The organism is Streptomyces sp. CA-251247 (assembly GCF_050952975.1).
GTDB classification, from domain to species: Bacteria; Actinomycetota; Actinomycetes; order Streptomycetales; family Streptomycetaceae; genus Streptomyces; species Streptomyces achmelvichensis.
The window spans coordinates 2862227-2888638 of record NZ_CP191861.1 but is presented as its reverse complement, the minus strand read 5'-3'; the positions used below and the strand labels follow the sequence as shown (position 1 = coordinate 2888638).

The following is a 26412-nucleotide window of genomic DNA, read 5'->3' as shown; positions in this document are numbered from 1 at the left end:
GGCAACCAAAGCGTTACCTGGACGGCGCCGGACGGGGGCATGCGAACGGGCCCCCGCCGTTCGGCAGGGGCCCGTTCGCCGGGGTCATCGCCCGTCGGTGAGGACCTGGGCGACAGGCGCCCAGTAGCCGGCGAGACCGCCGGCGGTGATCCGGACCATCGGCCGGCCGTTCACGACCGCCCGGCGGTCGAACGGGGCGTTGGACGGCTTGGTGAACTTCACCGTCTTCATCGTGCCGGTGGTCCCGTTGGTACCGAACTTGACGCAGGTGACCTCGACGTTCGCGGGGAAGGTCGCGGTGCGCAGCGGACGGTAGGTGGTCGAGACGTACTCGCCGCGCAGGAACACCTTCGGGTAGGCCTCGCCGACCCACCAGCCCGCGTAGGCACCGGCGTTGATGCGGTAGTAGATGCCGCGGCCCTGGATGCGGCGGCGGATGTTCACCGGCGCCTGGGTGGCCTTGGCGAAGGTCACCTTCTTGGTGGCGAGCTGCTTGTCGGCCTTCGACGCGGACCAGCCGAAGCTCTTGTCGGCGCCGAGGGTGTCCAGCTGGTAGAGGGTGTGCGTGCCCGCCGCGAAGGCGGCGACGGCCCCGGCCTTGAGGATGTACGCCGGGAAGTCGTCGATGAGCTGGTCGTGCTGGTGCGCGATGCTCGGGCTGCCGGTCTGCCAGTGGAGCTGGCGGAGCAGGTTGATGTGGTGCTGGTGGTACGTGGGCGACGGTATGCGGTGCGTGTTGCAGTAGTACGAGTACCAGCGGGTGTTGCGCAGCCGCGGGAAGTGGGCGCGCATGGTGGTCAGCGACCCGTCGTACAGCTTCTCCGCCAGCGGGTTGCCGGTCGCCTGGAAGTAGTCCCAGAGGCCGAACATCGCGAAGATCATGCCGTTGTAGGTGTAGTCCGAGACGCCCGGGGCGTCCATCGGATACTCCTGTATCCAGAGGTAGCCGTTCTTGTCCTTGTTGACGGCCCACGGCTTGCCGTCGTCGGCGCGCAGCAGCGAGGCGAACGCGCCGTCGGCGGCCGCCTTGTAGAGCGTCCGCTCCTGCTCGGTGACCCCGTCGAGCTGGGCGAGCTGGGTGAAGAGGCTGATCGCCTCACCCTGCGCCATGCCGGAGTACCAGGGGGCGCGGTAGGTGATGCCGCTGTGGGCCGCGTGCGCGAAGTTGAAGGGGTACGGGAAGTACCAGGCGCCACGGGCCTCGACGCGCTTCTCGATCAGCCGGCCGGCCTGCGCCTTGGCGCGCTTGAGGAAGAGGGCCTTGCGGGCGGGGTCCCGCTCGACGCGGTAGCTGGTGATGCAGCCGAGGCCGAACTGGATCTGGGTGACGGGCTGGTCGTAGCCGGCGGCGGTCTTGCTCGGCCGGTACTGGATGACTCCCTTGGAGTCGAGGTAGGTGTGCTCGTTGTTCGGAGAAACGTTTGCCCACGTCGTGGGACGGTCACGCCAGGGCCTGAGGGCCTCGGGCAGATCGGTCACGCAGCGGAAACCGTCGGCCTTGAACTCGAACGGCAGGACCGTGGGGACGTTGTCCCGTGCGGTCCGCGGCTCCACGGGCTTGTCGGCGTACGGGATCGACGTCCGGGCGCCCGGCCGCGAGATGGTGCCCTCGGCCAGCTGATCGGGCAGCGGCGGCAGCGGCGGCTCGGTGCTGCCCGGCGTCGCGGGCAGGCTCAGCGCCAGCGAGCGCGGCATCCCCTGGAGCGGATCCGTCGGGGAGGGCTCGAAGACCCCGGTGGCCATCGCGGTGAAGGTCCCGCCCCCGGCGACGGCGGCACCGGCGACGGTGCCGCCGGCAACACGGATGAAGCGTCGGCGACCTATGTCCGCGCGTCTCTTTCCGGCCATGACTGTTGGACCCCCCACAGATATGACGCATGGACCCCCCACGGGTAACACGCGTAAGCAAGTGCGGGCATCCTACGGGGTGCGTGTAGTAGGTGTGACGAATGGGGCCGCTGTGTGACCGTCACGTGAAGGGGTGTCCGGCCCGGCAGGGAGGGGAGCGCGGCGGCCTGAGCGTGAGCGGTCCGTGTACGAACGCCCGTAGTGGCGAGCGGCCGGGGAGCGCACAACGGGCACCCCGGCCGATAGGGCCCGGATGCCCGTTCGCGTGGTGCCTCGCCGTCAGGTGCGGCAGGTCCGTCGTCGTGACCTGCACCGACCCGTCCGCCTACTTCGAGATGTTCGCCGGAGGCGCGATCGGGGACGCCGCGAGCGACTGCGGCGACGTCGGGCTCGCCAGGGCCGAGGGGGCGGCCATCGAGGCCGACGGGTCCGGGACGGACTCCTCGGCGGTCTGCGGGAGGCCGCCGACGATACGGATGCCCGCCGCGTCGAACGCGTGCTTGATCCGCCAGCGCAGCTCGCGCTCCACCCCGAGCGCCTTGCCCGGCATCGTCTTCGCCGAGACCCGGACGGTCATCGATTCCAGCAGCACCTCGGTCAGGCCCAGCACCTGCACCGGGCCCCACAGCTGCTCGTTCCACGGTTCGGCCTTCGCCAGGTCGTCCGCGACCTCGCCGATCACCGCGTTCACGTGGTCCAGCTTCTCCGTCGGGCGGACCGTCACGTCGACCACCGAGGTCGCCCAGCCCTGGCTGAGGTTGCCGATCCGCTTGATCTCGCCGTTGCGGACGTACCAGATCTCGCCGTCGTCACCGCGGAGCTTGGTCACCCGCAGTCCCACCTCTATGACCTCGCCGGAGGCGACGCCCGCGTCGATCGAGTCCCCGACGCCGTACTGGTCCTCCATGATCATGAAGACACCGGAGAGGAAGTCGGTCACGAGATTGCGCGCGCCGAAGCCGATCGCGACACCCGCGACACCCGCCGAGGCCAGCAGCGGCGCCAGATCGATCTTGAAGGCGCCGAGGATCATCAGACCCGCTGTGCCGAGAATCACGAAGGACGAGACCGACCGGAGCACCGAACCGATGGCCTCCGAGCGCTGCCGGCGGCGCTCGGCGTTGACCAGGAGACCGCCCAGGGCGGTGCCTTCCACGGCCTGCGCCGACCGGTTCATCCGCGCTATCAGCCTCGTCAGCGCGCGGCGCAGGAGCATCCGCAGCACCAGTGCGACGACGATGATCAGGGCGATGCGCAGGCCCGTGTTCAGCCAGGTGGACCAGTTCTGCTCCACCCAGCCTGCGGCGTCTCCGGCCTGCTTGGCGGCCTCGTCGAGCGAGACCGGCTCGGTCGACGGATCGGCTGCCCAGGGGACAGATGACAAGAACGCGGTCACGAGGGAAGCCTCCAGGCATTGCGGACGACGGCCCAACCACACTAACGGGGCATGGCGTGTGCTCCGTTGCCATGTTCGAGGGAGAGACAAGGCTCACCTGGGGATGAAACCCGGGGAGAAAGGCGTCGTATCCCATGTGGTCGAAAACACCTCGAGCCCGTTACCACTACGTGGTGGCGCTCGGAGCAGGCATGAGGAGAGACTGAAGAGCAGATCGTCCCGGCGCGAGCCACGCGCCGCCGGCGTACAAGGAGGCATCCACCGTGCCGCACGTCCTGGTCCTCAACGCGTCGTACGAGCCGCTCGGCGTCGTACCGCTCCGCCGCGCGCTCATCCTCGTCCTGGAGAACAAGGCTCTCTGCCTCGAGGAGTCCGGCGCCTTCATGCACAGTGCCACCCGTGTCATCGCCGCACCCAGCGTCGTCCGGCTGAAGCGGTTCGTCCGGGTCCCCTACCGGGGGCCTGTTCCTCTCACCCGCAAAGCACTGTTCGCCCGTGACGGCGGGCGCTGCATGTACTGCGGTGGCGTCGCAACCAGCGTCGACCATGTCATTCCGCGCAGCCGGGGCGGACAGCACGTCTGGGACAACGTGGTGGCGGCCTGCCGCCGCTGCAACCACGTCAAGGCCGACCGGCACCTGCGGGAACTGGGGTGGCGCCTGCGCCATCAACCCGCGCCGCCGAGCGGACTCGCCTGGCGGATCATCGGGACCGGACATAGGGACCCGCGCTGGCTGCCATACCTGCAGCCGTACGGCGCGGACGACGCGATGGCCCGGATCGACGGCATCCCTGCCTGAGGACCAGGCCTTTTTTGTGCCCTGGTCCGCCCCCGAGGGGCGGACCAGGCGGGTGCAGGCGGTCCGCCCCGCGGGGCACGGAAGCGTGTGACGGCGGTCGGTGCCGCGCGGCCGCCCGTCCCTCGCGCCCTCCGCGCGCCCCCTCACCGCGGCGGCCGGGCTGAGGCTGGTCCGCGGAAGCTATTCCGCGACCGCGTAGGCCTCCACCGACCACAGTGAGTAGCCGTACTGCGTGGCCCGCGCCTCGCCCTGGACCCGGACGAAGCGGGTGTCGCGCGCGTCCATGCGGACCGACTCGCGTCCGCCGCTGCCGTCCTGGACCGTCGCCGCGGTGCGCCAGGTGCGGCCGTCCGCCGAGACCTGGATGCGGTACTTCTTCGCGTACGCGTCCTGCCAGTGCAGCACCACCCGGCCGACGCGGGCCGGGCGGGCCAGCTCCAGCTGCCACCAGGCGCCGTCCTCCGCGGGGGAGGACCAGCGGGTCTTGGTATCGCCGTCGACCGCGGCCGGGGCCGGGAAGTCCGGCGTCTCGTCGCCCGACGAGGACGCGGCGGCGCCGCTCTCCCGCGCCAGGTCCGGACCCCCGGTGCGCGGATAGGCGCGCACCGTCAGCGTGCGCTCCTGGCCGGCGAAGGAGAGCGGCACCCGGTACTCGCCGGCCGGCGTCCCCGCCGGGACGGAGACCTCGACCGGCACGGTCGTGCGCAGCCCGCGCGGGACCGTCGTCTCCTTCGGCACCGTCACCTTGATCCCGGCCGGGGCCTTGGCCGTGAGCGTTCCGCGCACCTCGCCGGGCCGCTGCGGGGTCAGCCGGACCCCGGCCCGCTGCGGGCCGCCGCCGATCTCCGCGTCGGTCTCGTCGCGCACCAGGTCCAGCCCGGCGGGCGGCTCGTCGGCGAACCACGGCACCAGGGACCGTACGGCCACGGGCTCGGCACCGTCCGCGACGGCGCGCACCGCGTCCGCCCGCAGGCCCTTCGCGTCGGCCTGGGTCCAGCCGCTCGGCGAGAGGGCGGCGAGCGGGCGCCAGCCCTCGCCGGGGACGTGTGCCTCCAGCCGGCCGGGCGCGGTGCCCGGTGCGGTCATCGCGGTGACCGCGCCCACCGGACGGGCACGGCCGAGGCGGACGGTGTCCTCGCCGGCGGTGCCGGCGACGCGGTCCGCGCCCGTCCAGGACGCCGACTCCTTCACGGCCCGGTCCACGAAGGGCTTCAGCACCCCCTTGCCGACCGTGACCTGGCCGGCCGCCAGCTGCTTGCGCAGCGGCTCCAGGTCCAGCGAGGCGCGCCAGGCGGTGGCGCCGTCGCCGCGGGACTGCGCCTGGAGCATGTCGACGGAGAGCTCACCGGCCCGTCCGTAGCGCGCCAACTGCTCCAGCCACGGGCGCACTTCGTCGTCCAGCAGCCCGTCGGCGGGGCGCTTCAGCCGCTCGGGCGCCTCCCGCATCACGGTGAAGGCCGCGCGCAGCGCGGCGGCCGCCCGGTCCCGGGCGGCGGCGTCCGTGCCGGTGCGCGTGCGCCAGAAGTCGTTCAGGAGCGGCTGGAGGTAGCCGGACTCGGTGGGGCTGAGGATGGACGAGGCGTGATTGCCCGCCAGGGCGGTGAGGGCCTCACGGGTCTTCGCGTCGCCGCCCGCGAGGTCGTTTATCGCGGCCCGCCAGGACTCCTGCGGCCGGTACCCCTTCGGGTTCCAGGCGTAGTCCGCGGCGGTGAACAGCGGGATGCGGGAGGCGGACGCCTGCTCCATCGCGTTGGCCAGCAGGGCGACGGAGCCGGTCGCCACCGCGGGCTCCCGGCCGGTGTAGGGCCCGAGGAAGATCCGGTCCTGCGCGTAGTCGTTGACCGGGTAGTTGTCCATGGTGACGAGCGGGTGCTTGAACGCCTCGCGCGCGCCGGTCAGTTCCTGCCCCGTGATGGTGCGCGGCACGACGCCGACACCCGTCCACGCCACCTGGACGCGGCTGTCGAGCTTCTCGGCCAGCGCCCGCCGGTAGTCGGTGGCGCCGTCCTGGTAGAACTCCGTCGGCATCAGCGACAGCGGTGCGGCGTCCGGGTGCCGCTCCGCCAGATGCCGGGCCACCGCGCCGGCCACCCGGGCCTGCGCGCGCGCCGCCGCCTCCGGGCCCGAGCCGAAGGCGTCCGCGTCCGCGCCGCAGTGCCATTCGCTGTAGCTGACGTCCTGGAACTGGAGCTGGAACGCCCGCACACCCAGCGCCCACATGGCGTCGATCTTGCGGTTCAGCGCCTTGATGTCGCCGTCCTCGGCCATGCACATCTCCTGCGCGGGCGCGACGGCCCAGGCGAGGGTGATGTGGTTGCGCCGCGCCCGCTCGGCCAGTTCGCGGAACTCGGCGCGCTGGGCCGCCGGGTAGGGGTCGCGCCAGCGCGCCTGCCGGAACAGGTCGTCGCCCGGGGCGTAGAGGTACCGGTTCTGCTTGGTGCGGCCCATGAAGTCGATCTGGGCGAGGCGCCGGCGGTGGCTCCACGGCTGCCCGTAGAAGCCCTCCGTCATCCCGCGCACCGCCGTGCCCGGCCAGTCGCGTACGAGGACTCCCGCGACGGCCCTGCCCGCCGCCGCACCGCCCCGGCGCTCGGTGATCAGCTGCCGCAGCGTCTGGACGCCGTGGAACAGACCGTCCTCGCCGATGCCGTCGAGCGCGACCGTGTCACGGCCCTGGACGGTGCCGACGGCGATCCGGTAGCCGCCCGCGGGCAGGTCGGTGCGTTCGGGCGAGCGCAGGGCGCGCAGGGCGTCCTGGGCGCCCGTCCCGCCGACGCGCACGACCGGGCCGCGGCCCGGTGCCGTGGTGTAGAGGGTGCGTACGCCCGCGTCGCGCAGCAGTTGCTGCGCCAGCTCCACGGCGTGGGGATCCGCGCCTTCGCCGGCGAGGACCGTCGCCTCGTCGCCGAGCGGTATCGCGGGCCCGGCGGCCGCCATCCGCTGCGGACGCGGCCACACGGCGGGCAGCGCCGACTCGCCCTCGGGGTCCTTGGCCGTACGGGCGGGGGTGCCGGGGTCGCCCGGCGCGGCGACCGCGCCCTGCGCACCCCCGAGAAGACCTCCGATGACGGCGACGGCGACAGCCGTGGCCGTACGCCTGCTGCGCGCGAGCCGCACGCCGGTCTCCCCTCGTCCCCTTGCCGTACCGGTCGGTTCGAGCCCACCACCACCGCACGGAGGGTGTCAATGCACGTGGCCGTTGTACACCTTTTGCCGGGCGGTATGGGCGGTGTGATCCAACTGGGGCCGCCGGAACGGGATGTGACAGGAAACACGAGGAGGGCCTCGACACGTCTGCCGTCGCGCCCGCTGGGTAGGGCTCGTGTGACCCGTTACCGTCAGTTTGGAGTGACCGTCGTGGCCGCATCCGCTCATCTGCTGCTTTCCGCCCTGTCCAAACAGGTCCCGGGCCCCGGCCCGCTGACCAGTGAACCCCCGCTTCCCGACGTAGCCCCCCTGACCAGCGAACCCCCGCTCGCCGACATCACGCCCCTCACCAGCGAGCCGACCGCCGCCCGGACCGCCGGCGGCACGGAGTCCCCAGGAGTCTGAATGGGCCTTGCCCGGCTCGCCGCGCTGCACGGAGTCGCCACCGACCACACGCCCTCGGAGGGTGTGACCGTCCCCGTTCCCGAGGCCACGGTCGTCGCCGTCCTCGCCGCGCTCGGCGTCGACGCGTCCGACGACACGGCCGTCCGGGACGCGCTGGACCATGCCGAATCCGTCGCAGCGAGCCGGCTGCTGCCCCCGACCGTGGTCCTGTGGCGCGAGGACACCGCGCCCTTCTCCCTGCCGCGCGCGCTCGCCGAGCTGCCCGCGGGCACGGCGCTGCGCATCGACATCGAGGACGCCGCGGACGACGAGCCGGCCGTCGAGTGGCCGGCCGGGCGCGCGGAGGACAAAGCAGGGCCCCCCGAGGCCGGTGACGCGTCTGCCGAGCACGGTCCCGCATCCGCCGGTCAGGCCGAGGTCACCGCGGGGCAGGCCGAGGCCGTCGCTCCGTCCTGGGCGGAACTGCCTTGCGGTGTCCACCAGTTGCGGGCCGAGGCGCCCGACGGCCGCACCGCCCGCAGCGCGCTCGTCGTCGCACCCGCCGGGGTACCGCAGCCCGACGGCCGTTCCCACGGCTTCCTGGTCCAGCTCTACTCCCTGCTCTCCGACCGTTCCTGGGGGATGGGCGACCTCGGGGACCTGGCCGAGCTCGCGACCTGGTCCGGCCGCGCGCTCGGCGCCGGCTTCGTGCAGGTCAACCCGTTGCACGCGGCCGTGCCCGGAGCGCCCACGGACCCCTCGCCGTACCGGCCCTCGTCCCGCCGTTTCCCCGACCCCGTCCATCTGCGCATCGAGAACATCCCCGAGTACGGATACGTGGACGAGCGCGCCCGCGAACGGCTGGGCGAGCTGCGCGAGAAGGCCGCCGGACTGCGCGCGGCCGTGCTCCAGAAGGGGGCGTTGATCGACCGGGACGCGGTGTGGGAGCTGAAGCGCGAAGCCCTGGACCTGGTCCAGCGCGTGCCGCTCGGGCCCGGCCGCCGCGCCGCCTACTGGGACTTCCTGTCCGCCCAGGGCCGGGCGCTGGAGGACCACGCCACCTGGTGCGCCCTCGCCGAGGTGCACGGCGCGGACTGGCACGCCTGGCCCGAGGAGCTCAAGGACCCCCGCTCGGCGGAGACCGCCCGTGCCCGGTACGAGCTGATGGACCGGGTCGACTTCCACTGCCGGCTCGCCTGGCTCACCGACCAGCAGCTGGCCGCGGCGGGACAGGCGGCACGCGAGGCGGGTATGGGCGTCGGCATCGTCCACGACCTGGCCGTCGGCGTGCATCCGGGCGGCGCGGACGCCTGGGCCCAGCGGGACGCCTTCGCCGCCGGGATGTCGGTCGGCGCGCCGCCGGACGCCTTCAACGCACGCGGCCAGGACTGGGGGCTGCCCCCGTGGCGGCCCGACGTGCTCGCCGCCTCCGGATACGCCCCGTACCGCGGTCTGCTGCGCGGCCTCCTGAAGAACGCCGGTGCCCTGCGCATCGACCACGTCATGGGCCTGTTCCGGCTCTGGTGGGTCCCCGAGGGCAGTCCGCCCACCGAGGGCACCTACGTCCGCTACGACGCCGAGGCGATGCTGGCCGTGCTCGTGCTGGAGGCCCACCGCGCCGGGGCCGTGGTCATCGGGGAGGACCTCGGCACCGTCGAGCCGGGCGTCCGGGAGGCCCTCACCCGCCGCGGTGTGCTGGGTACCTCCGTGCTCTGGTTCGAACGGGACTGGGCGCGCACCGGCCGCCCGCTGCCGCCCGAACAGTGGCGCGAGGGCTGCGTGGCCACCGCCACGACCCACGATCTGCCCTCCACCGCGGCCCGGCTGACCGGTGAGCACGTGGAGCTGCGCCACCGGCTCGGTCTGCTCACCCGTCCCCTGGAGCAGGAGCGTACGGAGGAGCTGGCGGACGTCGGCGAATGGCTCGCGCTGCTCAGCGGCCTCGGTCTGCTGCCCGAAGGCACGAGCGACGAGGAGGGGCAGATCCGCGCGGTCTACCGCTTCCTGCTGCGGACACCCGCCCGGATGGTCGGGGTCTGGCTGCCCGACGCCGTGGGGGACCGGCGTCCGCAGAATCTGCCCGGCACCTGGGACCAGTACCCGAACTGGCGGCTGCCGGTCGCGGACGCCGAGGGCCACCCGGTGACGCTGGAGGAGCTGGCCGCCTCACCCCGGCTGCATGCGCTGATGGAGGTCTTCGGTCCCCGTACGGCACCCCCGGACGCGCGCCCGCGTTAGGCGTTCGCTACTTTTGGCACCGTGGACAAGAAGAACGCTTTGCGCGCCGGCGCCGTCGCGGCCGGTACGACGCTGATGATGCTGCTCCTGTCGTCGCCCGCGGTCGCCTCGATGCGTGACGACGGCGACGACCCGGGCCCGGGCCTGAGTGTCGCCGAGACGCTGGGGCTGTTCGTCGCCGCGCCGGTGGGCATCTTCCTGCTGATCGTGGGCCTGGTGATGGTGCTCGACAAGTCCAAGAAGCAGACCTGACCGGCAGGTAGCTGCACCGACATTCTCCGGGGCGCCCCCGGGGTGCGCACGCACCCCTGGGGCGCCCTTGTCGTGCCCTGACGCGTCTCAGCACCCTCGCATCGTTCAGTTTCCCTTCAAGGAATGATCGAAAGTTTTCGATGGACCTAAGCATTCCCTCGCTGCGACGGTGGATCACGTAACCCCAGTCGACCCCTTCGGGGGAGAGGTGCGTGACAGCCGATGACAGTCCTCGACCATGACCACGTCCGCAGCAGCGAGGCGACAACGGCGGCGGAGAGGGTGCGGCGGGCCTCCGGGCCCGGGCTCCTGCTCGCCGCCGTCGCGACGGTCGTCTGGTCGGGGAGCTTCGTCACCTCGCGGGCCCTCCACGACACGGTTCCCCCGGTGCAGGCCGCCTTCTGGCGCTGGGTGGTGGCGATCGTCGCCGTGGCGCCGTTCGCGGCACGCGAGACCTGGCGGCAACGGGCCCTGATCCGCCGCCACTTCGGCCGGATCACCCTCGCCGCACTCCTCGGCGTCACGGTCTACAACACGCTCGTCAACCAGGCCGGAGTGACCACGACCGCGGGGAACATGGGCATGATCATGGCCGCGTCGCCCGTGGTGATGGCGGTGTACGAACGCCTCGGCGGCCGGCGGCTCGGACCCCGCCGGGTGACCGGGATGACGGTCGCCCTGCTGGGCGTTCTGCTGCTCGTCGGCGACGGGTCCCCGATTCCGTCGTTCGGCGCCGGTGATCTGTGGATGTTCGCAGCCGCGCTCAGCTTCGCCTCGTACAGCGTCCTGCTGCGACGGCGGCCCGCCGAGATCGGCGGCCTGGCCTTTCTGTTCGCGACGTTCGTCCTCGGCGCGCTGATGCTGGCCCCGGCGTACGGCGTCAGCCTCGCCGTCCAGGGCGGCTTCACGGTGACGGCGGGCACCGCAGGGCCGCTGGTGTACGTCGGGGTCTTCTCCTCCGCGATCGCCTTCTTCGCATGGAACAAGGCCATCGCCCTCATCGGCGCGGCCCGCGCCGGAATCGTCTACTACCTCCAGCCCGTGTGCGTGGCGGCTCTTTCCTTCGCCCTGCTCGACGAGCCGACGGGGCCGCTGCAACTCCTGTGCATGGCCCTGATCCTCGGCGGCGTGGCGCTGGGGTCGAGCAAGGGCCGGTGATGGTGCGGGAAAGGGCCTTGCGCTGACCACTACGGACGGAGCACTATGAGTGTCGTGGTCAGGAGTTCTGGCCCGCCCATCGTTCCCCGACGAACAGGACCCGGTTTGCGCAAGCTCGTGTACTACATCGCCTCCTCCGTCGACGGCTTCATCGCCGACCCCGCCGGCGACGGCAACATCTATCCGATCAGTGAGGAGTTCACCCGGTACGCGACAACGGAGTACCCCGAGACCCTCCCCACGCACATACGCCGGCTGCTCGGCATCGAGCACGCGGAGAACGTCCGCTTCGACACCCTGCTGATGGGCCGCGGCACCTACCAGCCCGCGCTGGACATGGGCGTGACCAGCCCCTACGCCCATATGCGGCAGTACGTCGTCTCCCGCAGCCTGACGGCGTCGCCCGACCCGGCGGTGGAGTTGGTCCCCGCGGACCCGGTCGCCGCGGTCCGCGACCTCAAGGCGGAGGACGGCCTGGACATCTACCTCTGCGGCGGCGGAGACCTCGCGGGGCAGTTGCGCGAGGAGATCGACGAACTGCATGTGAAGACCTACCCCGTGCTCCTCGGCGCCGGTATCCCCATGTTCTCGGCGGGCTTCGCCGTGAGCGACCTCGCGGTGACGAGCAGCCGGGTCTTCGACAACGGGATGATCTTCACCACGTACGCGATGAAACGGTAGTGCGGGGCAGGGCCGCGCCCCGGATACGGTGCGGACATGACCGAGTGGGACATCAGGAAGCTCCGGATCCTCCGCACGCTGGGCGAGCGGGGGACCGTGACGGCCACCGCCGAGGCGCTGCTGATGACCCCCTCGGCCGTCTCGCAGCAGCTCGCCAACCTCGCCCGGCAGCTGGGCGTTCCGCTGCTGGAGGCGCACGGCCGCCGCGTCCGGCTCACCGACGCCGCTCATCTCGTCCTGCGGCACGCGGAGGCCGTCTTCGCCCAACTGGAACGGGCGGAAGCCGAGTTGACCGGCTATCTGCACGGCGAGGTGGGGGAGGTGCGCCTTGCCGCCTTCTCGACGGCCGTGCCCGCACTGGTCGTTCCGGCGGTCCAGCGGCTGCGCAGCGACCACCCGGCACTGGAGGTACGCGTCCGCGAGGCGGAAGCCGCGGAGGCCTACGACCTGCTGCTCGCCGGTGAGGTGGACGTGGCCCTGTCGCTGGCCGCGCATGCGCCGACCGCGCGCGACCCGAAGTTCAGCCGCGTCCCACTGCTCGCCGACCCCCTGGACGTCGCCCTGCCCGCCGGTCACCCGCTGGCCACGGCGCCGGCCCTGCGGCTGGCGGATCTGTCCGGCGAGCCCTGGATCTTCGGCGGCAGCGGGCCGTGGTCCGAGATCACGCTCGCGGCGTGCGAGGCCGCGGGCTTCGTCCCCGAACAGGCGCACTCGGCCGCGGGCTGGACGGCGATCCTCGCGATGGTCGAGGCGGGGATGGGCGTCGCGCTGGTCCCCAGGATGGCGACGGCGGAGCGGGACGCGCGGCCGGGCGTGGTGTTGCGGGCGCCGACCGCCGACCAGCCGCGGCGGCACGTCGTGGCGGCGGTGCGCAGGGGAGCGGAGGAGGGGCGGGGCGCCGGGAGGGTGCTCGAGGCGCTGACGAGCGTGGCCGCGGGACGGCCGGACTGACGCCGGTCCGACGGCATGCCCTGCGGACACTCCCTAGAGCTCGGCCGTGAACGGCCTCTCACGCCGGGCGTCCCGCAGCACCGAGCCCCACCACAGCAGCCGGTCCAGCATCACCTTCGCCGCCCCCGCCGGGCCCTCGGGCTCCTTGAGCGTGCCGTCCTGGTCGAACAGCAGGTAGTAGCGCGGGAAGGACACGACGTCCCGCAGCGTGTGCGCGTGCAGTTCCCCGAAGACCTGGCGCAGTTGTTCCATCGCCAGAATGCCGCCGCTGCCCCCGCTGTAGCCCACGAAGCCGACCGGCTTGGCCTGCCATTGGGTGTAGTGCCAGTCGACGGCCGCCTTCAGGGACGCCGGGAAACTGCGGTTGTACTCGGGCGTCACCACGACGACCGCGTCCGCCGCCCCGAGTCGCCGCGTCAGGTCCGCCATCCCTTCCGGGCGGGCCATGTGAGGCTCCAGCGCGGGAGGCGCGGGCGGCAGTTCCAGCGGCAGCGGCGTATCCGCCAGGTCGATCACATCGACGGCGAACGCGCCGTGCTGCTCGGCCTGTTCGGCGAACCAGCGCGCCACCACCGGGCCGAACCTCCCCTCCCGGACACTGCCGATGATCACCGCGAGCTGAAGAGTCGCATCGGACATGAGGTGCTCCTTGTCGAACGGGCCGGCCGGTCGGGCCGGGATGTCCCACCAACCTGCGCTCCGGCGCCCGTGCCAGGAAGACCGGGCCGATGCTGGTAGTGGCAGGGCCACGATCCGGCCGGCCACGGCTGTTACGTTCGAAAGGTGAGTGACAACGAGCTCGGCCTGTTCCTGCGGACGCGCCGCGAAGCCGTCACACCCGCCGAGGTGGGCCTGCCGGCCGGCTCCCGCCGCCGTACGCCCGGTCTGCGCCGCTCCGAGGTGGCCACGCTCGCGGGCGTGAGTGTCGAGTACGTGACCCGGCTGGAGCAGGGGCGCGACCGCAGGCCGTCACCGCAGGTGCTGTCCGCGCTCGCCGATGCGCTGCGGCTCACCCCGGCCGAACGCATGCATCTGCACCGGCTGATCAAGGCGGCGGACGGCGGGTTCACCTGCCGTGGGGACGCGGGACCGAGCAGAACGGTCCGCCCTACCGTCCGCGCCCTGCTGGAGCGGCTGGAGCCCGCGCCTGCCGTGCTGCTGAACCGGCTGAGCGACCAGCTCGCCTGGACGGACGGGTACGCCCGTCTCGCCGGACCCGTCGGACTGCTGGACGGCACTCCGCCCAATCTGGCGCGCTTCGTGTTCACCGACGAGCGGGCACGGACGCTCTACCCCGGCTGGGACCGTGTCGCGGACGAACTGGTCGCCACGCTCAAGGAGGGCCCGTTCCGCGCCGACCCCCATATCGCCCTCCTCGCCGACGAGTTGGCGCTCACTGCGGGCACCGGCTTCTCGGGGCGTGTGGAGAGTCTCCCGGGTCTGCCGAGGTCGACGGGCGTGACCCGGTGGGCCCACCCCGAGGCGGGCGAACTGCGCCTCGCCCACGAGATGCTGGAGCTGCCGGCCGACGACGACCAGCGCCTGCTGATCCATCTCCCGGCCGACGAGGCCACGGCCACTGCCCTGGACCGCCTCACCGGGCGCCGGCCGGGCGGCCTGCGCGCGGTCTGAGGCGACGACCCGCCCCCGGAGAACGCGAAGGCGCCCGGACCCTGCGGTCCGGGCGCCCGAAGCGCGGCCGTCGCTGGAAAGTCACCGCGGCGGTCCGGTGCGTACGGACCGCCGCGGCCGGTCAACGGCCTGAGCTGACTGTCCTGCTACGCGGAGGCGGAGGCCGCGTCGGCCGCCTGCGCCCTCAGCGCCCGCTCCACACCGGCGCGCGACTCCGAGATCAGCCGCCGGAGCGCCGCGTTCGGCTCCGCGGAGTCCAGCCAGGCGTCGGTGGTGTCCAGTGTGTCCTGGGAGACCTGGAGGGACGGGTAGAGACCGACCGCGATCTGCTGGGCCATCTCGTGGCTGCGGGACTCCCACACGCCCTTGACCGAGGAGAAGAACTTCTCCGCGTACGGGGCGAGCAGTTCGCGCTGGTCGCTCTGGACGAAGCCCGCGATCACCGACTCCTGCATGGAGTTGGGCAGCTTGTCGCTCTCCACGACGGACGCCCACGCCTCGGCCTTGGCCTCCGGCGTCGGCCGGGCGGAACGCGCGGTCGTCGCATGGCGCTCGCCGGCGGCCGTCTTGTCCCGCTCGTACTCCGCCGCGATCTCGTCCTCCTCCAGCAGCCCCACCGAGGCCAGGCGCTCCACGAACGCCCAGCGCAGCTCGGTGTCCACGGCCAGGCCCTCGACCGACTCGGTGCCGTCCAGCAGCGCCTGGAGCAGATCGAGCTGCTGCGGGGTCCGAGCCGTCGCGGCGAACGCCCGTGCCCAGGCCAGCTGGTGGTCGCTGCCCGCCTCGGCGGCCCGCAGGTGCGCGAGGGTGGCGTCGGTCCACTGGGTCAGGCCCGCCTCGCGCCACTCGGGCGCGCCGTACAGGTCGATCGCCAGCTTCACCTGGCGGTGCAGCGACTGGACCACACCGATGTCCGACTCCTTGCCGATACCCGACAGGACCAGCGACAGATAGGCGCGGGCCGGCAGTTCGCCGTCGCGGGTCATGTCCCAGGCGGAGGCCCAGGACAGCGCGCGCGGGAGCGACTCGGTGAAGTCGCCGAGGTGCTCGGTGACGACCTTCAGCGACTCCTCGTCGAGCCGGACCTTCGCGTACGTCAGGTCGTCGTCGTTGAGCAGGATCACCGCGGGGCGGCGGGTGTTCTGTGGGAAGGGCACATCGGTGAGCTCGCCGTCGACGTCCAGCTCGATCCGGCTCGTGCGCACCAGCTTGCCGGCGGCGTCGAGGTCGTAGCAGCCGATCGCGATCCGGTGCGGGCGCAGGATGGGCTCGCCCTTGGCGCCGGCGGGCAGCGCGGGGGCCTCCTGGCGTACGGAGAAGGAGGTGACGTGGCCCTCGTCCGACAGCTCGATCTCCGGGCGCAGGATGTTGATGCCGGCCGTCTGGAGCCACTTCTGCGACCAGGTCCGGAGATCCCGGCCGGAGGTCTCCTCCAGCGCGCCGAGCAGGTCGGTCAGCCGGGTGTTGCCGAAGGCGTGCGCCTTGAAGTACGCCTGCACACCGCGGAAGAACTCGTCCTCGCCGACGTACGCGACGAGCTGCTTGAGCACCGAGGCGCCCTTGGCGTACGTGATGCCGTCGAAGTTGACCAGGACGTCGTCCAGGTCACCGATCTCGGCCATGATCGGGTGCGTGGACGGCAGTTGGTCCTGCCGGTACGCCCACGTCTTCATCGAGTTCGCGAACGTGGTCCACGAGTGCGGCCAGCGGGAGCCGGGCGCGGCGGCCTGGCAGGCGATGGAGGTGTAGGTGGCGAACGACTCGTTCAGCCACAGGTCGTTCCACCACTCCATGGTGACGAGGTCGCCGAACCACATGTGGGCGAGCTCGTGCAGGATGGTCTCGGCCCGTACCTCGTACGCCGCGTCCGTCACCTTGGAGCGGAAGACGTACTGGTCGCGGATGGTCACCGCGCCCGCGTTCTCCATCGCGCCCGCGTTGAACTCGGGGACGAAGAGCTGGTCGTACTTGGCGAAGGGGTACGCGTAGTCGAACTTCTCCTGGAACCAGTCGAAGCCCTGCCGGGTGACCTCGAAGATCGCGTCCGCGTCCAGGAACTCGGCCAGCGAGGGCCGGCAGTAGATGCCCAGCGGGACGGACTGGCCGTCCTTCTCGTACGAGCTGTGGACCGCGTGGTACGGACCGACGATGAGCGCCGTGATGTACGTGGAGATCCGGGGCGTCGGCTCGAAGCGCCAGACGTTGTCCTCCGGTTCCGGCGTCGGCGAGTTGGAGATCACGGTCCAGCCCTCGGGGGCGGTCACCGTGAACCGGAACGTCGCCTTGAGGTCCGGCTGCTCGAAGCCGGCGAACACCCGGCGGGCGTCCGGTACCTCGAACTGCGTGTAGAGATACGCCTGCTGGTCCACCGGATCGACGAAACGGTGCAGGCCCTCACCGGTGTTGGTGTACGAGCAGTCGGCGACCACCCGCAGCTCGTTGCGCCCGGCGTGCAGATGCTTCAGCGCGATGCGCGAGTCGCGGAACACGGCGGCGACGTCCAGCGCCTTGCCGTTCAGCACGACCTCGTGGACCGCCGGGGCGACCAGATCGATGAAGCTCTCCGCGCCGTCCTCGGCGGAGTCGAAGCGCACGGTGGTCACGGACCGGTAGGTCCCGCCCTCCTGCGCACCGCTCAGATCGAGATCGATCTCGTACGAGTCCACGGTCAGCAGGCGCGCCCGCTGCTGCGCCTCTTCGCGGGTCAGATTCGTGCCAGGCACGCGGTCATCTCCTCGGTTCGTGACAGTTCCACCCATCTTTTCACGGTGCCCCGGTCCACCGCCTGTGAGTAAGGGCGCCGTGCACCCGCGCCAGTACGCTGCGGGGGACCGGGGACCTGAGGGGGAGCGATATGGGTGTCGACGTGCTCGTCGCGGGGGCAGGGATCGGAGGGCTCACCACCGCCCTCGCCCTGCACCGGGCAGGGATACGGGTCCGGCTGGTCGAGGCGGCGGCGGAGCTCCGGCCGATCGGCGTCGGCATCAATCTGCTGCCGCACGCCGTCGAGGAACTCACCGCCCTCGGCCTCGGCGACGCCCTCGCCCGGGTCGCCGTGCCCACCGCCGAGATGGCGCACTTCGACCGGTACGGCAACCGCATCTGGTCCGAGCCCCGCGGCCTCGCACAGGGCCATCTCCGGCCGCAGTACTCGCTCCACCGCGGCGAGCTCCAGGCCCTGCTGCACGAGGCTGTCCGGGACCGGCTCGGAGTGGACGCCGTGCGCACCGGCACGGCTCTCGACGGCTTCGAGGAGAACGCGGACGGGCTGCGCGTCCTCCTGCGGTCGACGGTGACCGGCGCCCGCACCACCGAGCGGGCGGAGGCACTGATCGGAGCCGACGGGCTGCACTCCCGGGTGCGCGCCCTGCTGCACCCCGGCGAGCAGCGGCTCCCGCTCTGGAACGGCGTCCGGATGTGGCGCGGCACGGTACGCGCCGAGCCGTTCCTCGGCGGCCGCACGATGGCCATCGTGGGCAGCAACGCCACGGCCAAGCTGGTCGTCTACCCCATCTCGCGCCGCGCCGAGGAGCGCGGGGAGGCACTGCTCAACTGGGTGTGCGAGGTCCGGGTCGCCGAGGGCGGCCCGGTCGAAGGCGCCGCGTGGAACCGCACCGGACGGCTCGCCGATGTCCTCGCGCACTACGCGGACTGGAAGCTGGAGCGGCTCGGGCTCGATGTGCCGGCCATGCTGGCCGGGACCGAGGAGATCCTGGAGTACCCGATGGCCGACCGCGATCCGCTGGAGGGCTGGGGCCGCGGCCGGGTGACGCTGCTCGGGGACGCGGCCCACCCGATGTACCCGATCGGCTCGAACGGCGGCTCGCAGGCGGTGCTCGACGCACGGGCGCTGGCCCGCGCCCTGAGGTCCGCCGCGTCCGTGCCCTCCGCGCTGCGGGCGTACGAGAGCGAGCGCGCCCCGCTGACCGGTGCCCTGGTGCGCGCGATGCGCGAGATGCCCGCCGACCGGCTGCTCCAGGCAGTGGCCGAGCGCGCCCCGGACGGCTTCGAGCGCGTGGAGGACGTGCTCACCGCGGAGGAACTGGCCTCCATCGACGCGGCCTATCGCAGAACGTCGGGCCCCGGCGACGCGGGCGCGGGCCCGTCGCGCGGGCCCCACTGACACAGGCGAACGTGACGTCCGAATCCCGCCGGAAACCGGGCCCGTACAGCGCCACGCTGAAGCCATGACACAGACACCCCTGACACCCGCACCCGCGGCGGCAGCACCCGCACGGTGGACCGTCCGAGCCGTCGAACTGGCCGCCCTGCGGCAGCTCCGCGCCGCCGACGACGCGGGCCACGCCTGCGAGCCCTTCAGCGATCCGGAGGGCGGCGCACCGCTGCGCTGCTGCCTCCGCCCCAGCAGGGTGGGCGAGTCCATCGCCCTCGTCTCGTACGCCCCGCTTCGCCGCTGGGCCGCCGAGAGCTGGGCGCGGCCCGGCGCGTACGACGAGCAGGGACCCGTCTTCATCCACGCCGAGGAGTGCGAGGGGCCCGCGCCCCGGGACGGCTACCCCTTCGCCCGGCCGGGTGCGCTGCGCACACTGCGCCGCTACGACGCCGACGGCCGGATAGCAGGAGGCCGCCTCCTGGAGATCCCGGAGGCGGCCACCGAAGCCTTCGACGCGGCGATCGCGGAAGCCTTCGCCGACCCGGCCGTCGCGCTGGTGCACGTACGTGCCGTCGAGTACGGCTGCTTCCACTTCGAGGTGCGGCGGCCCCGGGCCGCCTGAGGCGATGAGGGCCTCGTCGACAGGCCCTAGCCGCGCAGCTCGTCCGCCACCAGCTCCGCGATCTGCACGGCGTTCAGTGCCGCGCCCTTGCGGAGGTTGTCGTTGGACAGGAACAGCGCCAGGCCGTTGTCGACGGTCTCGTCGACCCGGATGCGGCCCACGTACGAGGCGTCCTTGCCGGCCGCCTGGAGCGGCGTCGGGATCTCCGAGAGCTCCACGCCCGCGGCGTGCTCGAGCAGCTCGTAGGCGCGCTCGACACTCACGGGCCGCTCGAAGCGGGCGTTGACCTGCACCGAGTGGCCGGAGAAGACGGGCACGCGCACACAGGTGCCGGAGACCTTGAGCTCGGGGATCTCCAGGATCTTGCGCGACTCGTGGCGGAGCTTCTGCTCCTCGTCGGTCTCGAAGGAGCCGTCGTCGACCAGGTTGCCCGCGAGCGGCAGGACATTGAAGGCGATGGGCCGCTTGTAGACGCCCGGCTCGGGGAAGTCGACGGCCTCGCCGTCGTGGGTGAGCTCGGCGGCGCGCTCGACCGTCTGCTTCACCTGGCCGTCCAGCTCGGCGACACCGGCGACGCCGGAACCGGAGACGGCCTGGTAGGTGGTGGCCACCAGGGAGGTGAGGCTGCCCTCGACGTGCAGCGGCTTGAGGACCGGCATCGCGGCCATCGTCGTGCAGTTCGGGTTGGCGATGATGCCCTTCGGGCGGTCCTTGATCGCGTGCGGGTTGACCTCGGAGACGACCAGCGGCACCTCGGGGTGGCGACGCCAGGCCGAGGAGTTGTCGATCACGACGGCACCCTGGGACGCGACCTTCTCGGCGAGCGCCTTGGAGGTCGCGCCGCCGGCGGAGAAGAGCACGATGTCCAGACCGGAGTAGTCGGCGGCGGCCGCGTCCTCGACGGTGATGTCGCGGCCTTCCCACGTGATCGTGGAACCGGCCGAACGGGCCGAGGCGAACAGCCGCAGCTCGTCGACCGGGAACTTCCGCTCGGCGAGGATCTTGCGCATGACTGTGCCGACCTGACCGGTGGCTCCGACGATTCCGACCCTCACGGACGTCTCCTTCGTACCTTTTCGTGCATCTTCGCTGGCCTGGGTGGTGCTCCATGATGCGTATGCCACCGGGCGCCTTGTCCAATCCATTGTCCGAAGGGCGGAATGTGTGACACAGGACATGGTGGAGGGCAGGACAGGCGACGGGCGGGGACAGGCGACGGGCGGGACATGGCGAAGGGCGGGCGCCCGTTGCCGGACGCCCGCCCCTGTTCGCTTCATCCGGTGGTTACGGCGTGACCTTCTCGATCACGACGCTGCCGGCGCCCGCGGCGGTGCCGCGCGCGTTCTCCAGGCGCACCTCGCCGAAGAACTGACGTCCCTCGGGAGCCGCACCGGCCACCACGACCTCGGCCGTGACCTGCGCCGAGGCGCCGTTGGCCAGCTTGACCGGGGTGGAGGGGACCTTGACCTCGCCGAGCGACGGCGCGAAGAACACATCGCGGTAGTCGTACTCGGTGGTGCCGGCCGGGACGGCGTAGCCGTCGACCACGACGGTGTACGTGCCCGCGGCGGGCTTCAGCAGGCTGACGGCCTCCTCGGAGTCCGCGTCGGCGGCCTGGCCGACGAGCACGCCGTCGAGGAAGACCGACAGGTCCAGGTCGGCGTTGGTGTCCGAGACGCCGCCGATGGCGACGTCCAGACGCTCGACGCCCTCTCCGACGGTGACCGTGGACTCCTGCGACTCACCCTGGCCGATGGACGGCCGGGCGACCTTGGCGGAGCCCAGCGAGCCGCCGGCGAGCTTGCCGTCGATCGGCGCGAAGTCGTTCGTGACCTTCCACTCGACGGGGGCCGGCGTGCCGACCTTCGCCTCGGGGAGCGTCTGCACGGCCGGGTCGAAGGTGGCGCCCAGCACCGTGACGTCCAGCTTGTACGGGTTGTCCAGCAGCGGGGACGTACGGCGCGACTCGACCTCGATCTCCCAGACACCGGGCGTGGGCTCGGGGTACGAGCGCAGGTCCGGGCGGCAGGTGTTGGCCGGGTTCGGGTAGTTCGGGTAGCAGTTGATCGTCGAGCTGTCGTCGACCGGCACACCGTAGGGGTGGATGCCGATGAACCGGGTCTGGCTCTTGTCGGCCAGCCCGCCGAGCGCGACCTCGAGGGTCTTCGCGCCCTCCGGCACCGTGACGAAGTACGACGTGTGGCTGTTGCGCTGCACCGAGCCGGCGGCCGAGAAGCTGTACGCGGGCTTCGCGAGCGGCTTGGAGACGACCACGGTCGAGAGGATCTGCTTGTCGATGCCCTCGGTGCGCGGGTCGTCCGCCTCCAGGATGGCGCTGTGCACGCCGGCCGTCTTGGGACGGGCCTGGACGGTGACGGTGACCGGCTGGTTCAGCGGCAGCCGGACCAGGTCGCCGCCGAGCAGACGGAAGGTCCCGTCGTTGTACTTCCAGTTCAGCGTGTGCGCGAGCGCACCCTTGGGACCGGTGGTGCGGGTGACCGTGACGTCGTACGTCTTGGCCTTGCCCGCCTGCAGGCCGCCTTCGCGGTCGTAGAGGCCGGTGCCGAAGCCCGGGGTCTTCAGCGCGAAGTCGATCGCGGTGTCGACCGGGGCCTTGACGCTGTACTCGTGGGCGGTGGCGCCGTTCTTGATGGCGTCCCACGCGTCGACGACGTTGATCAGGCCGGAGCCCTGCTCGTGCGCCTGCACACCGGCGATCTTCTTCGCGGTGCTGGTGAGAGCGGTGCGCAGCTTCGCGGGGGTCAGGTCGATACCGCGCTGCTTGGCCATCGAGAGCAGCAGCGCACTCGCGCCGGCGGCCTGCGGCGAGGACATCGAGGTGCCCTGGAGCATGGAGTAGCCGGCCGGGAGCTGGTAGCCCGCCTCCGCGACCGGGCCGCCGGGCAGCCAGGTCTGGGTGGTGTTGATCGACGCGCCGGGCGCGGTGATCGTGGGCGTGAAGCCGCCGTCCTCGCGCGGACCGCGGGAGGAGAAGGGCAGCATGGCGTACTTCTTGGTCACGCCGGAGCCGTAGTTGGCGGCCCAGGTCTCCTTGGAGATGGCCGCGCCGACCGAGATGACCTTGTCGGCGACCGCGGGGTCGCCGAGGGTGTTGGTGCCCGGGCCCTCGTTGCCGGCCGAGATGACCAGCTGGACACCGTAGGTGTCGATCAGGCGGTTGTAGAGCTCGGCGCGGGCGTTGTTGCCGTCGTTCAGCGGCGGCAGGCCGCCGATGGACATGTTGACGATGTCCACGCCGCGGTCGATGACCAGGTCGGCCATGCCCTCGGTGAGCGCGATGTTGGTGCAGCCGCCGCTCCAGGTGCAGGCGCGCGAGGAGACCAGCTTGGCGCCGGGCGCCGCGCCGTTCATCTTGCCGCCGAAGAGGCTGTTGGCCGCGGTGATGCCGGCGACGTGCGTGCCGTGCTCGGACTCGATGACGCCGATGTTGACGTAGTCGGCGGTGGCGCCCGCGGCGTTGTATACGACGTCCTTGCGCACCTCGATGACGAACGGGATGCGCTCGACGACTTCGGTGGCCGGGTTGTCCTTGCCGAAGTAGCCGATTTGGAAGCCGTTCTTGTAGGCCTTCATCACGGTGTCGTTGGCGAAGTTCGCGTCGTTGTTGAGGTCGACGCGCACGGTGCGGGTGCCCGGGTCGTACAGCAGCGCCCACACATCGGTGGTGTCGCCGTCGCGGTTGAGGTCACCGGCCATGTCGCCGCCGCGGGTGGCGGCCTCGGCGAACAGGTTGAACTTGTACGCGCCCGCCGGAGCGGTGTACGTACGGCCGTTGACGGCGAACGTCGGGCCGGCCACGTCGACGCGCATCTGGCGCCAGGTGGCATCGCCGTCGAAGACCGGGTCGGTCGCGGTGACCCAGTCGACGATCTTGCGCTCGCCGGTGGTGGTCTTCTGGAGCGACGGGTGACCGAGGTCGACACCGGAGTCCAGGATGCCGATGGTCACGCCGCGGCCGTCGGCCTTGGGGTTCTGCTTGACGAAGTCGACCGCGCCCGTCTCGAAGGAGGGGTTGTACGGGTTCTTCGCCGGGGTGCTCTTCCCGGGGGCCGGGTACGCGGCGGCCTGCCGCGACGCGGTGCGCGCGGCCTTGGTGGTGTCCGCGGCCGGCGTCGGGTCGTCGAGCTTCACCTCGTGCTCGAGGTCGATCCCGTGCACGCTGGACAGCTTGGCGGCGGCCTTCAGCGCGCTCTTCGCGGTGGCCGTCGGGAGGGTGGCCCGTACGTAGCCGAGCTTGTCGTACGTCCTGCCGAGGACCGCGCCCTTGACGTCGTCGAGCTGGCCGGCGACCTGCTCGGTGGCCCCGGGGGCGGTGGCGACCATGACGGTGACGCTCTTGTCGCCCTTGGCCTCGGCCTGGGCGAGCAGTTCGGCGTCCGCCGACCCGAGCTTGTCGGAGGACTTCGCCGCCTTGACGCCCGCGGTGGTACCCGGGTCGTCGGCGGGAGTGGCGGAGAACGCCGGTACGGCGCCTGCGGCCACGAGTGCGGTCACCATCGACGCGGCGGCCGCAATGCGGGCGACGCGTCTGTGACCTGGTACGGAGCGCCCGGATATGGAGCTCTGGGATTCGAGGGTCATCAGCATCCCTGGTCGGTGAAAGAGAAGGTCCGGAATTCGGTGCCGGATGACCGCTCAGCCTTTCGTAAGTGACAGGGGTTTGTGGAGAGTTGGCGGAGGCGTGATGTGGCCATGGCATACATCCGCCACTGCGGACAATGCGCCACCGTGGACAAACAGGGAGTTACCGAACGAGATTCAACTCTCGCGGCAGGCGCGGCGCCACGACATCTTCACGAGCGGCGCACCGGGGCCGCCGGGCACCGGTGAAGGGTGCCGAGGGGCGAGGCGTCGCGGGACGGCGCTCTCGTATTCTCTGCGCATGAGTGAACAGTCCGGGTCCCGGCCCGGGGGAGGCGGGGGCTGACATGCCGCCCCGCCGGATCCGGACCGCGACCACCCTGGCGCTGGTGGCCATGGCCGCCGGTGCCCTGGTGACTCCGGCCGTCGCCGGCAGCGCCGCCGACCGCCACTTCCCCACCCGCCAGGCCATCGAGGCCGCCGTGCGCGACGGCGCCCCCGGTGTCGTCGCCGAGGCGCGCGACCGCAACGGCCGGTGGAGCGGCACCGCGGGCGCCGGTGATCTGCGCAGCGGACGCGAACGCTCGCCGCGGGACCGCTACCGCGTCGGGTCCATCACCAAGACCTTCGTCGCCACCGTCCTGCTCCAGCTGGAGGCCGAGGGCCGGCTGAGCCTCGACGACACCGTGGAGCGATGGCTGCCCGGCACGGTCCACGGGAACGGCCACGACGGGAGCCGCATCACCCTGCGGCAGCTGCTCAACCACACGAGCGGGATATCCAGTTACACCAGGGACGGGACCTTCGTGGAGCAGGTGCTCCGCGACGGCTTCTTCGAGCACCGTTACGACACCTGGACCCCCCGGCAGCTGGTGGACCTCGCCCTGCGCCACCCGCCCGACTTCGCCCCCGGTACGGACTGGAAGTACTCCAACACCAACTACGTCCTCGCCGGGATGACCGTCGAGAAGGTGACCGGGCACTCGTACGCCGAGGAGATCGAGCGCCGCATCCTGCGCCCGCTCCGTCTGAGTGCCACCTCCGTCCCCGGCACCGACCCGCGGCCGCCGCGTCCCGGCAGCCGGGCGTACTCCAGGCTCTCCGACGATCCGGCGGCGAGTGTCCACGACGTGAGCGCCGTCAATCCGTCGATGGCCGGGGCGGCCGGCGAGATGATCTCCGACTCGGCCGATCTCCAGCGCTTCTACCGGACGCTGCTGAAGGGCGGTCTCCTGCCGCCGCGGCAGCTGAAGGAGATGACCACGACGGTCGCCATGGACCCGCGCAGGCCCGGCCGACGGTACGGGCTGGGGCTGATGCGGCTGGAGCTGAGCTGCGGCACCGCCGTCTGGGGTCACCGGGGCGATGTCCACGGCTCCTCGTCCCAGGCGCTGACCACCCGGGACGCGCTCCACTCCCTCGCCGTGAACGTCAACGGCGACTGGTCCGGGGGTGATCTCGCGGTCGCCGAGGCCGAGTTCTGCGGCTGAGCGCCGTCAGCGGGGCAGCACCACGAGGTACGCCGCGGGGTCGCGGTCCGCGGCCGCCATCAGGGCGGTGCGCACCACGGTCGCCTGCTGCTCCAGCGACTCCCGCAGCTTCTTCGGCGTGATGTGGACGACGGTGATGCCGAGCCGCTCCAAGTGCTCCCGCTTGCGGGCGTATTCGGACCACAGCGCGTCCTCGTCGTGGCGCGGGGCACGGGTGTCCAGCTCGACGGCGACGGACTGCTCGGGCCAGTAGGCGTCCACACCACCCAGATGCGGACCGCCGGGCAGCCGCAGATCCACGTTCCAGACCGGGTCGGGCAAAGCGTGCAGCCGCACCATCTCGTACAGCCGGTCCTCGGCGAGCGAGCGCCCCTCGGCGAGCAGTGAGTCGACCGCGTCGACCACATGGGTGCGCGAGAGCAACCGTGCGCGGTTCAACTCGGTGACGACGGCGCCCGGTTCGCAGTGGCCGCCGCGCACCGCCTCGGTGAGCACTCGCCGTACCGCGTCGGCGTCGGTGAGCTCCGCGACCGCGTCGGCGAGCGCGCGGGGCACGGGTGCCACCGGAAGGCCGGTGATCTCCTCCGGTCTCGGCAGGGAGTGCGCGCGGACGATCCGGGCGCAGCCGGTCGACCGCAACCGCCGGGTGCGCGGGACGAGGATGTCGATGCGGTCGAGCGAGAGCAGCGCGGGCGCGGACGAGAACCCGTGCAGCGCGAGGGCCGCGAGCCCGGTGACCATGGCCTCGCCGAACCGGGGGGTGTCCGGGCGGTCGCCCTGGGCGGGGATGACCGGCCGCCCCGCGTAGAGCAGCGCGCCGTGCAGCCGCTCCTCGCTGGTGGCCGCCCCGGGGTGCAGCAGATACACCCCGGGCAGCAGCGGCTGCCAGGGCCCGCCGGGCCGGCACTGCTCGGTGATCCGGGCGGGGGAGACACCGTGGGCCCGCAGCTGCGCGGTGGAGAGCACGCGGCTGTGCACGTCGGACAGGTGGCTGAGGGGGAGGGGGGAGAGCGGGGTGTTGTTCATGCTGCCGGGATGCCCGCGCCCGACCCCCTCGCTAACCGCTGTTACACGCTCGTCGACAATTCAGGACAACG

Annotated in this window: 19 protein-coding genes; 11 read left to right on the top strand and 8 right to left on the bottom strand. The window is 72.0% G+C overall.

Features of this window, described 5'->3' with window-relative positions; translation table 11 throughout:
- Nucleotides 1–84: 84 nt before the first annotated feature.
- Both ACQPWZ_RS12630 and ACQPWZ_RS12625 read right to left on the bottom strand, forming a co-directional pair.
- The gene (locus ACQPWZ_RS12630) at nt 85–1848 is read right to left on the bottom strand and encodes a D-glucuronyl C5-epimerase family protein (protein WP_433571363.1); all 1764 of its coding nucleotides are present in this window, start codon (nt 1846–1848) and stop codon (nt 85–87) included.
- A 325-nt stretch (nt 1849–2173) separates the two neighbouring features.
- Nucleotides 2174–3244 (bottom strand): mechanosensitive ion channel family protein, encoded by a 1071-nt coding sequence (locus ACQPWZ_RS12625; protein ID WP_340473140.1) that lies wholly within the window; start codon nt 3242–3244, stop codon nt 2174–2176.
- Between the two features lie 263 nt (nt 3245–3507).
- On the opposite strand from ACQPWZ_RS12625, the gene ACQPWZ_RS12620 reads away from it, so the two are divergent.
- Nucleotides 3508–4044, top strand: a complete 537-nt coding sequence (locus tag ACQPWZ_RS12620; protein ID WP_340473139.1) for an HNH endonuclease — start codon at nt 3508–3510, stop codon at nt 4042–4044.
- Between the two features lie 180 nt (nt 4045–4224).
- Here ACQPWZ_RS12620 and ACQPWZ_RS12615 read toward each other — a convergent pair whose 3' ends face one another.
- On the bottom strand, nt 4225–7161 hold the full coding sequence (locus tag ACQPWZ_RS12615; RefSeq protein WP_433571362.1) for a beta-N-acetylglucosaminidase domain-containing protein: 2937 nt from the start codon (nt 7159–7161) through the stop codon (nt 4225–4227).
- 240 nt (nt 7162–7401) lie between these two features.
- On the opposite strand from ACQPWZ_RS12615, the gene ACQPWZ_RS12610 reads away from it, so the two are divergent.
- From ACQPWZ_RS12610 to ACQPWZ_RS12585, 6 genes are all read left to right on the top strand, one after another.
- A complete protein-coding gene (locus ACQPWZ_RS12610) occupies nt 7402–7596 on the top strand; it encodes a hypothetical protein (protein ID WP_313946286.1) in 195 nt (64 codons plus the stop codon).
- Nucleotides 7597–9813, top strand: coding sequence for a 4-alpha-glucanotransferase (malQ, locus tag ACQPWZ_RS12605; protein ID WP_433571361.1), 2217 nt, complete (start codon nt 7597–7599; stop codon nt 9811–9813).
- Between the two features lie 21 nt (nt 9814–9834).
- On the top strand, nt 9835–10065 hold the full coding sequence (locus ACQPWZ_RS12600; RefSeq protein WP_340473136.1) for a hypothetical protein: 231 nt from the start codon (nt 9835–9837) through the stop codon (nt 10063–10065).
- Between the two features lie 222 nt (nt 10066–10287).
- Entirely contained in the window at nt 10288–11223 is a 936-nt protein-coding gene (locus tag ACQPWZ_RS12595; protein ID WP_433571360.1) for a DMT family transporter, read from the top strand.
- 105 nt (nt 11224–11328) lie between these two features.
- On the top strand, nt 11329–11904 hold the full coding sequence (locus ACQPWZ_RS12590; protein ID WP_405569729.1) for a dihydrofolate reductase family protein: 576 nt from the start codon (nt 11329–11331) through the stop codon (nt 11902–11904).
- Nucleotides 11905–11940: 36 nt separating this feature from the next.
- On the top strand, nt 11941–12855 hold the full coding sequence (locus ACQPWZ_RS12585) for a LysR family transcriptional regulator (protein ID WP_433571359.1): 915 nt from the start codon (nt 11941–11943) through the stop codon (nt 12853–12855).
- A gap of 33 nt (nt 12856–12888) precedes the next feature.
- Here the strand turns inward: ACQPWZ_RS12585 and ACQPWZ_RS12580 are convergent, their stop codons facing one another.
- Nucleotides 12889–13494 (bottom strand): NADPH-dependent FMN reductase, encoded by a 606-nt coding sequence (locus ACQPWZ_RS12580; RefSeq protein WP_433571358.1) that lies wholly within the window; start codon nt 13492–13494, stop codon nt 12889–12891.
- A gap of 144 nt (nt 13495–13638) precedes the next feature.
- Between ACQPWZ_RS12580 and ACQPWZ_RS12575 the strand changes: the two genes are divergently transcribed.
- Nucleotides 13639–14487 (top strand): helix-turn-helix domain-containing protein, encoded by an 849-nt coding sequence (locus ACQPWZ_RS12575; RefSeq protein WP_433571357.1) that lies wholly within the window; start codon nt 13639–13641, stop codon nt 14485–14487.
- 146 nt (nt 14488–14633) lie between these two features.
- Here ACQPWZ_RS12575 and pepN read toward each other — a convergent pair whose 3' ends face one another.
- Nucleotides 14634–17210: an aminopeptidase N gene (gene pepN, locus ACQPWZ_RS12570; RefSeq protein ID WP_356701827.1), complete on the bottom strand. Its 2577-nt coding sequence runs from the start codon at nt 17208–17210 to the stop codon at nt 14634–14636.
- Between the two features lie 131 nt (nt 17211–17341).
- Here pepN and ACQPWZ_RS12565 point away from each other — a divergent pair, with 131 nt between their 5' ends.
- Both ACQPWZ_RS12565 and ACQPWZ_RS12560 read left to right on the top strand, forming a co-directional pair.
- Nucleotides 17342–18610 carry a flavin-dependent oxidoreductase gene (locus ACQPWZ_RS12565; protein WP_433571356.1) on the top strand — a complete coding sequence of 423 codons (1269 nt, stop codon included), beginning with the start codon at nt 17342–17344 and terminating at the stop codon, nt 18608–18610.
- A gap of 64 nt (nt 18611–18674) precedes the next feature.
- Nucleotides 18675–19223: a DUF1203 domain-containing protein gene (locus ACQPWZ_RS12560; protein ID WP_433571355.1), complete on the top strand. Its 549-nt coding sequence runs from the start codon at nt 18675–18677 to the stop codon at nt 19221–19223.
- Nucleotides 19224–19249: 26 nt separating this feature from the next.
- Here ACQPWZ_RS12560 and ACQPWZ_RS12555 read toward each other — a convergent pair whose 3' ends face one another.
- Nucleotides 19250–20278, bottom strand: coding sequence for an aspartate-semialdehyde dehydrogenase (locus ACQPWZ_RS12555; protein ID WP_327684171.1), 1029 nt, complete (start codon nt 20276–20278; stop codon nt 19250–19252).
- A gap of 229 nt (nt 20279–20507) precedes the next feature.
- Nucleotides 20508–23831, bottom strand: coding sequence for a S8 family serine peptidase (locus ACQPWZ_RS12550; protein ID WP_433571354.1), 3324 nt, complete (start codon nt 23829–23831; stop codon nt 20508–20510).
- A 341-nt stretch (nt 23832–24172) separates the two neighbouring features.
- Between ACQPWZ_RS12550 and ACQPWZ_RS12545 the strand changes: the two genes are divergently transcribed.
- A complete protein-coding gene (locus tag ACQPWZ_RS12545; RefSeq protein WP_433571353.1) occupies nt 24173–25315 on the top strand; it encodes a serine hydrolase domain-containing protein in 1143 nt (380 codons plus the stop codon).
- 6 nt (nt 25316–25321) lie between these two features.
- Here the strand turns inward: ACQPWZ_RS12545 and ACQPWZ_RS12540 are convergent, their stop codons facing one another.
- Nucleotides 25322–26341: a hypothetical protein gene (locus ACQPWZ_RS12540; protein WP_433571352.1), complete on the bottom strand. Its 1020-nt coding sequence runs from the start codon at nt 26339–26341 to the stop codon at nt 25322–25324.
- Between the last annotated feature and the right edge of the window lie 71 nt (nt 26342–26412).

Coding starts and splice junctions, on each gene's coding strand:
- ACQPWZ_RS12560 (WP_433571355.1), top strand. CDS start 18,675: ATGACACAGACACCCCTGACACCCGCACCCGCGGCGGCAGCACCCGCA.
- ACQPWZ_RS12545 (WP_433571353.1), top strand. CDS start 24,173: ATGCCGCCCCGCCGGATCCGGACCGCGACCACCCTGGCGCTGGTGGCC.
- ACQPWZ_RS12550 (WP_433571354.1), bottom strand. CDS start 23,831: ATGCTGATGACCCTCGAATCCCAGAGCTCCATATCCGGGCGCTCCGTA.
- ACQPWZ_RS12595 (WP_433571360.1), top strand. CDS start 10,288: ATGACAGTCCTCGACCATGACCACGTCCGCAGCAGCGAGGCGACAACG.
- ACQPWZ_RS12565 (WP_433571356.1), top strand. CDS start 17,342: ATGGGTGTCGACGTGCTCGTCGCGGGGGCAGGGATCGGAGGGCTCACC.
- ACQPWZ_RS12540 (WP_433571352.1), bottom strand. CDS start 26,341: ATGAACAACACCCCGCTCTCCCCCCTCCCCCTCAGCCACCTGTCCGAC.
- ACQPWZ_RS12580 (WP_433571358.1), bottom strand. CDS start 13,494: ATGTCCGATGCGACTCTTCAGCTCGCGGTGATCATCGGCAGTGTCCGG.
- malQ (WP_433571361.1), top strand. CDS start 7,597: ATGGGCCTTGCCCGGCTCGCCGCGCTGCACGGAGTCGCCACCGACCAC.
- ACQPWZ_RS12630 (WP_433571363.1), bottom strand. CDS start 1,848: ATGGCCGGAAAGAGACGCGCGGACATAGGTCGCCGACGCTTCATCCGT.
- ACQPWZ_RS12585 (WP_433571359.1), top strand. CDS start 11,941: ATGACCGAGTGGGACATCAGGAAGCTCCGGATCCTCCGCACGCTGGGC.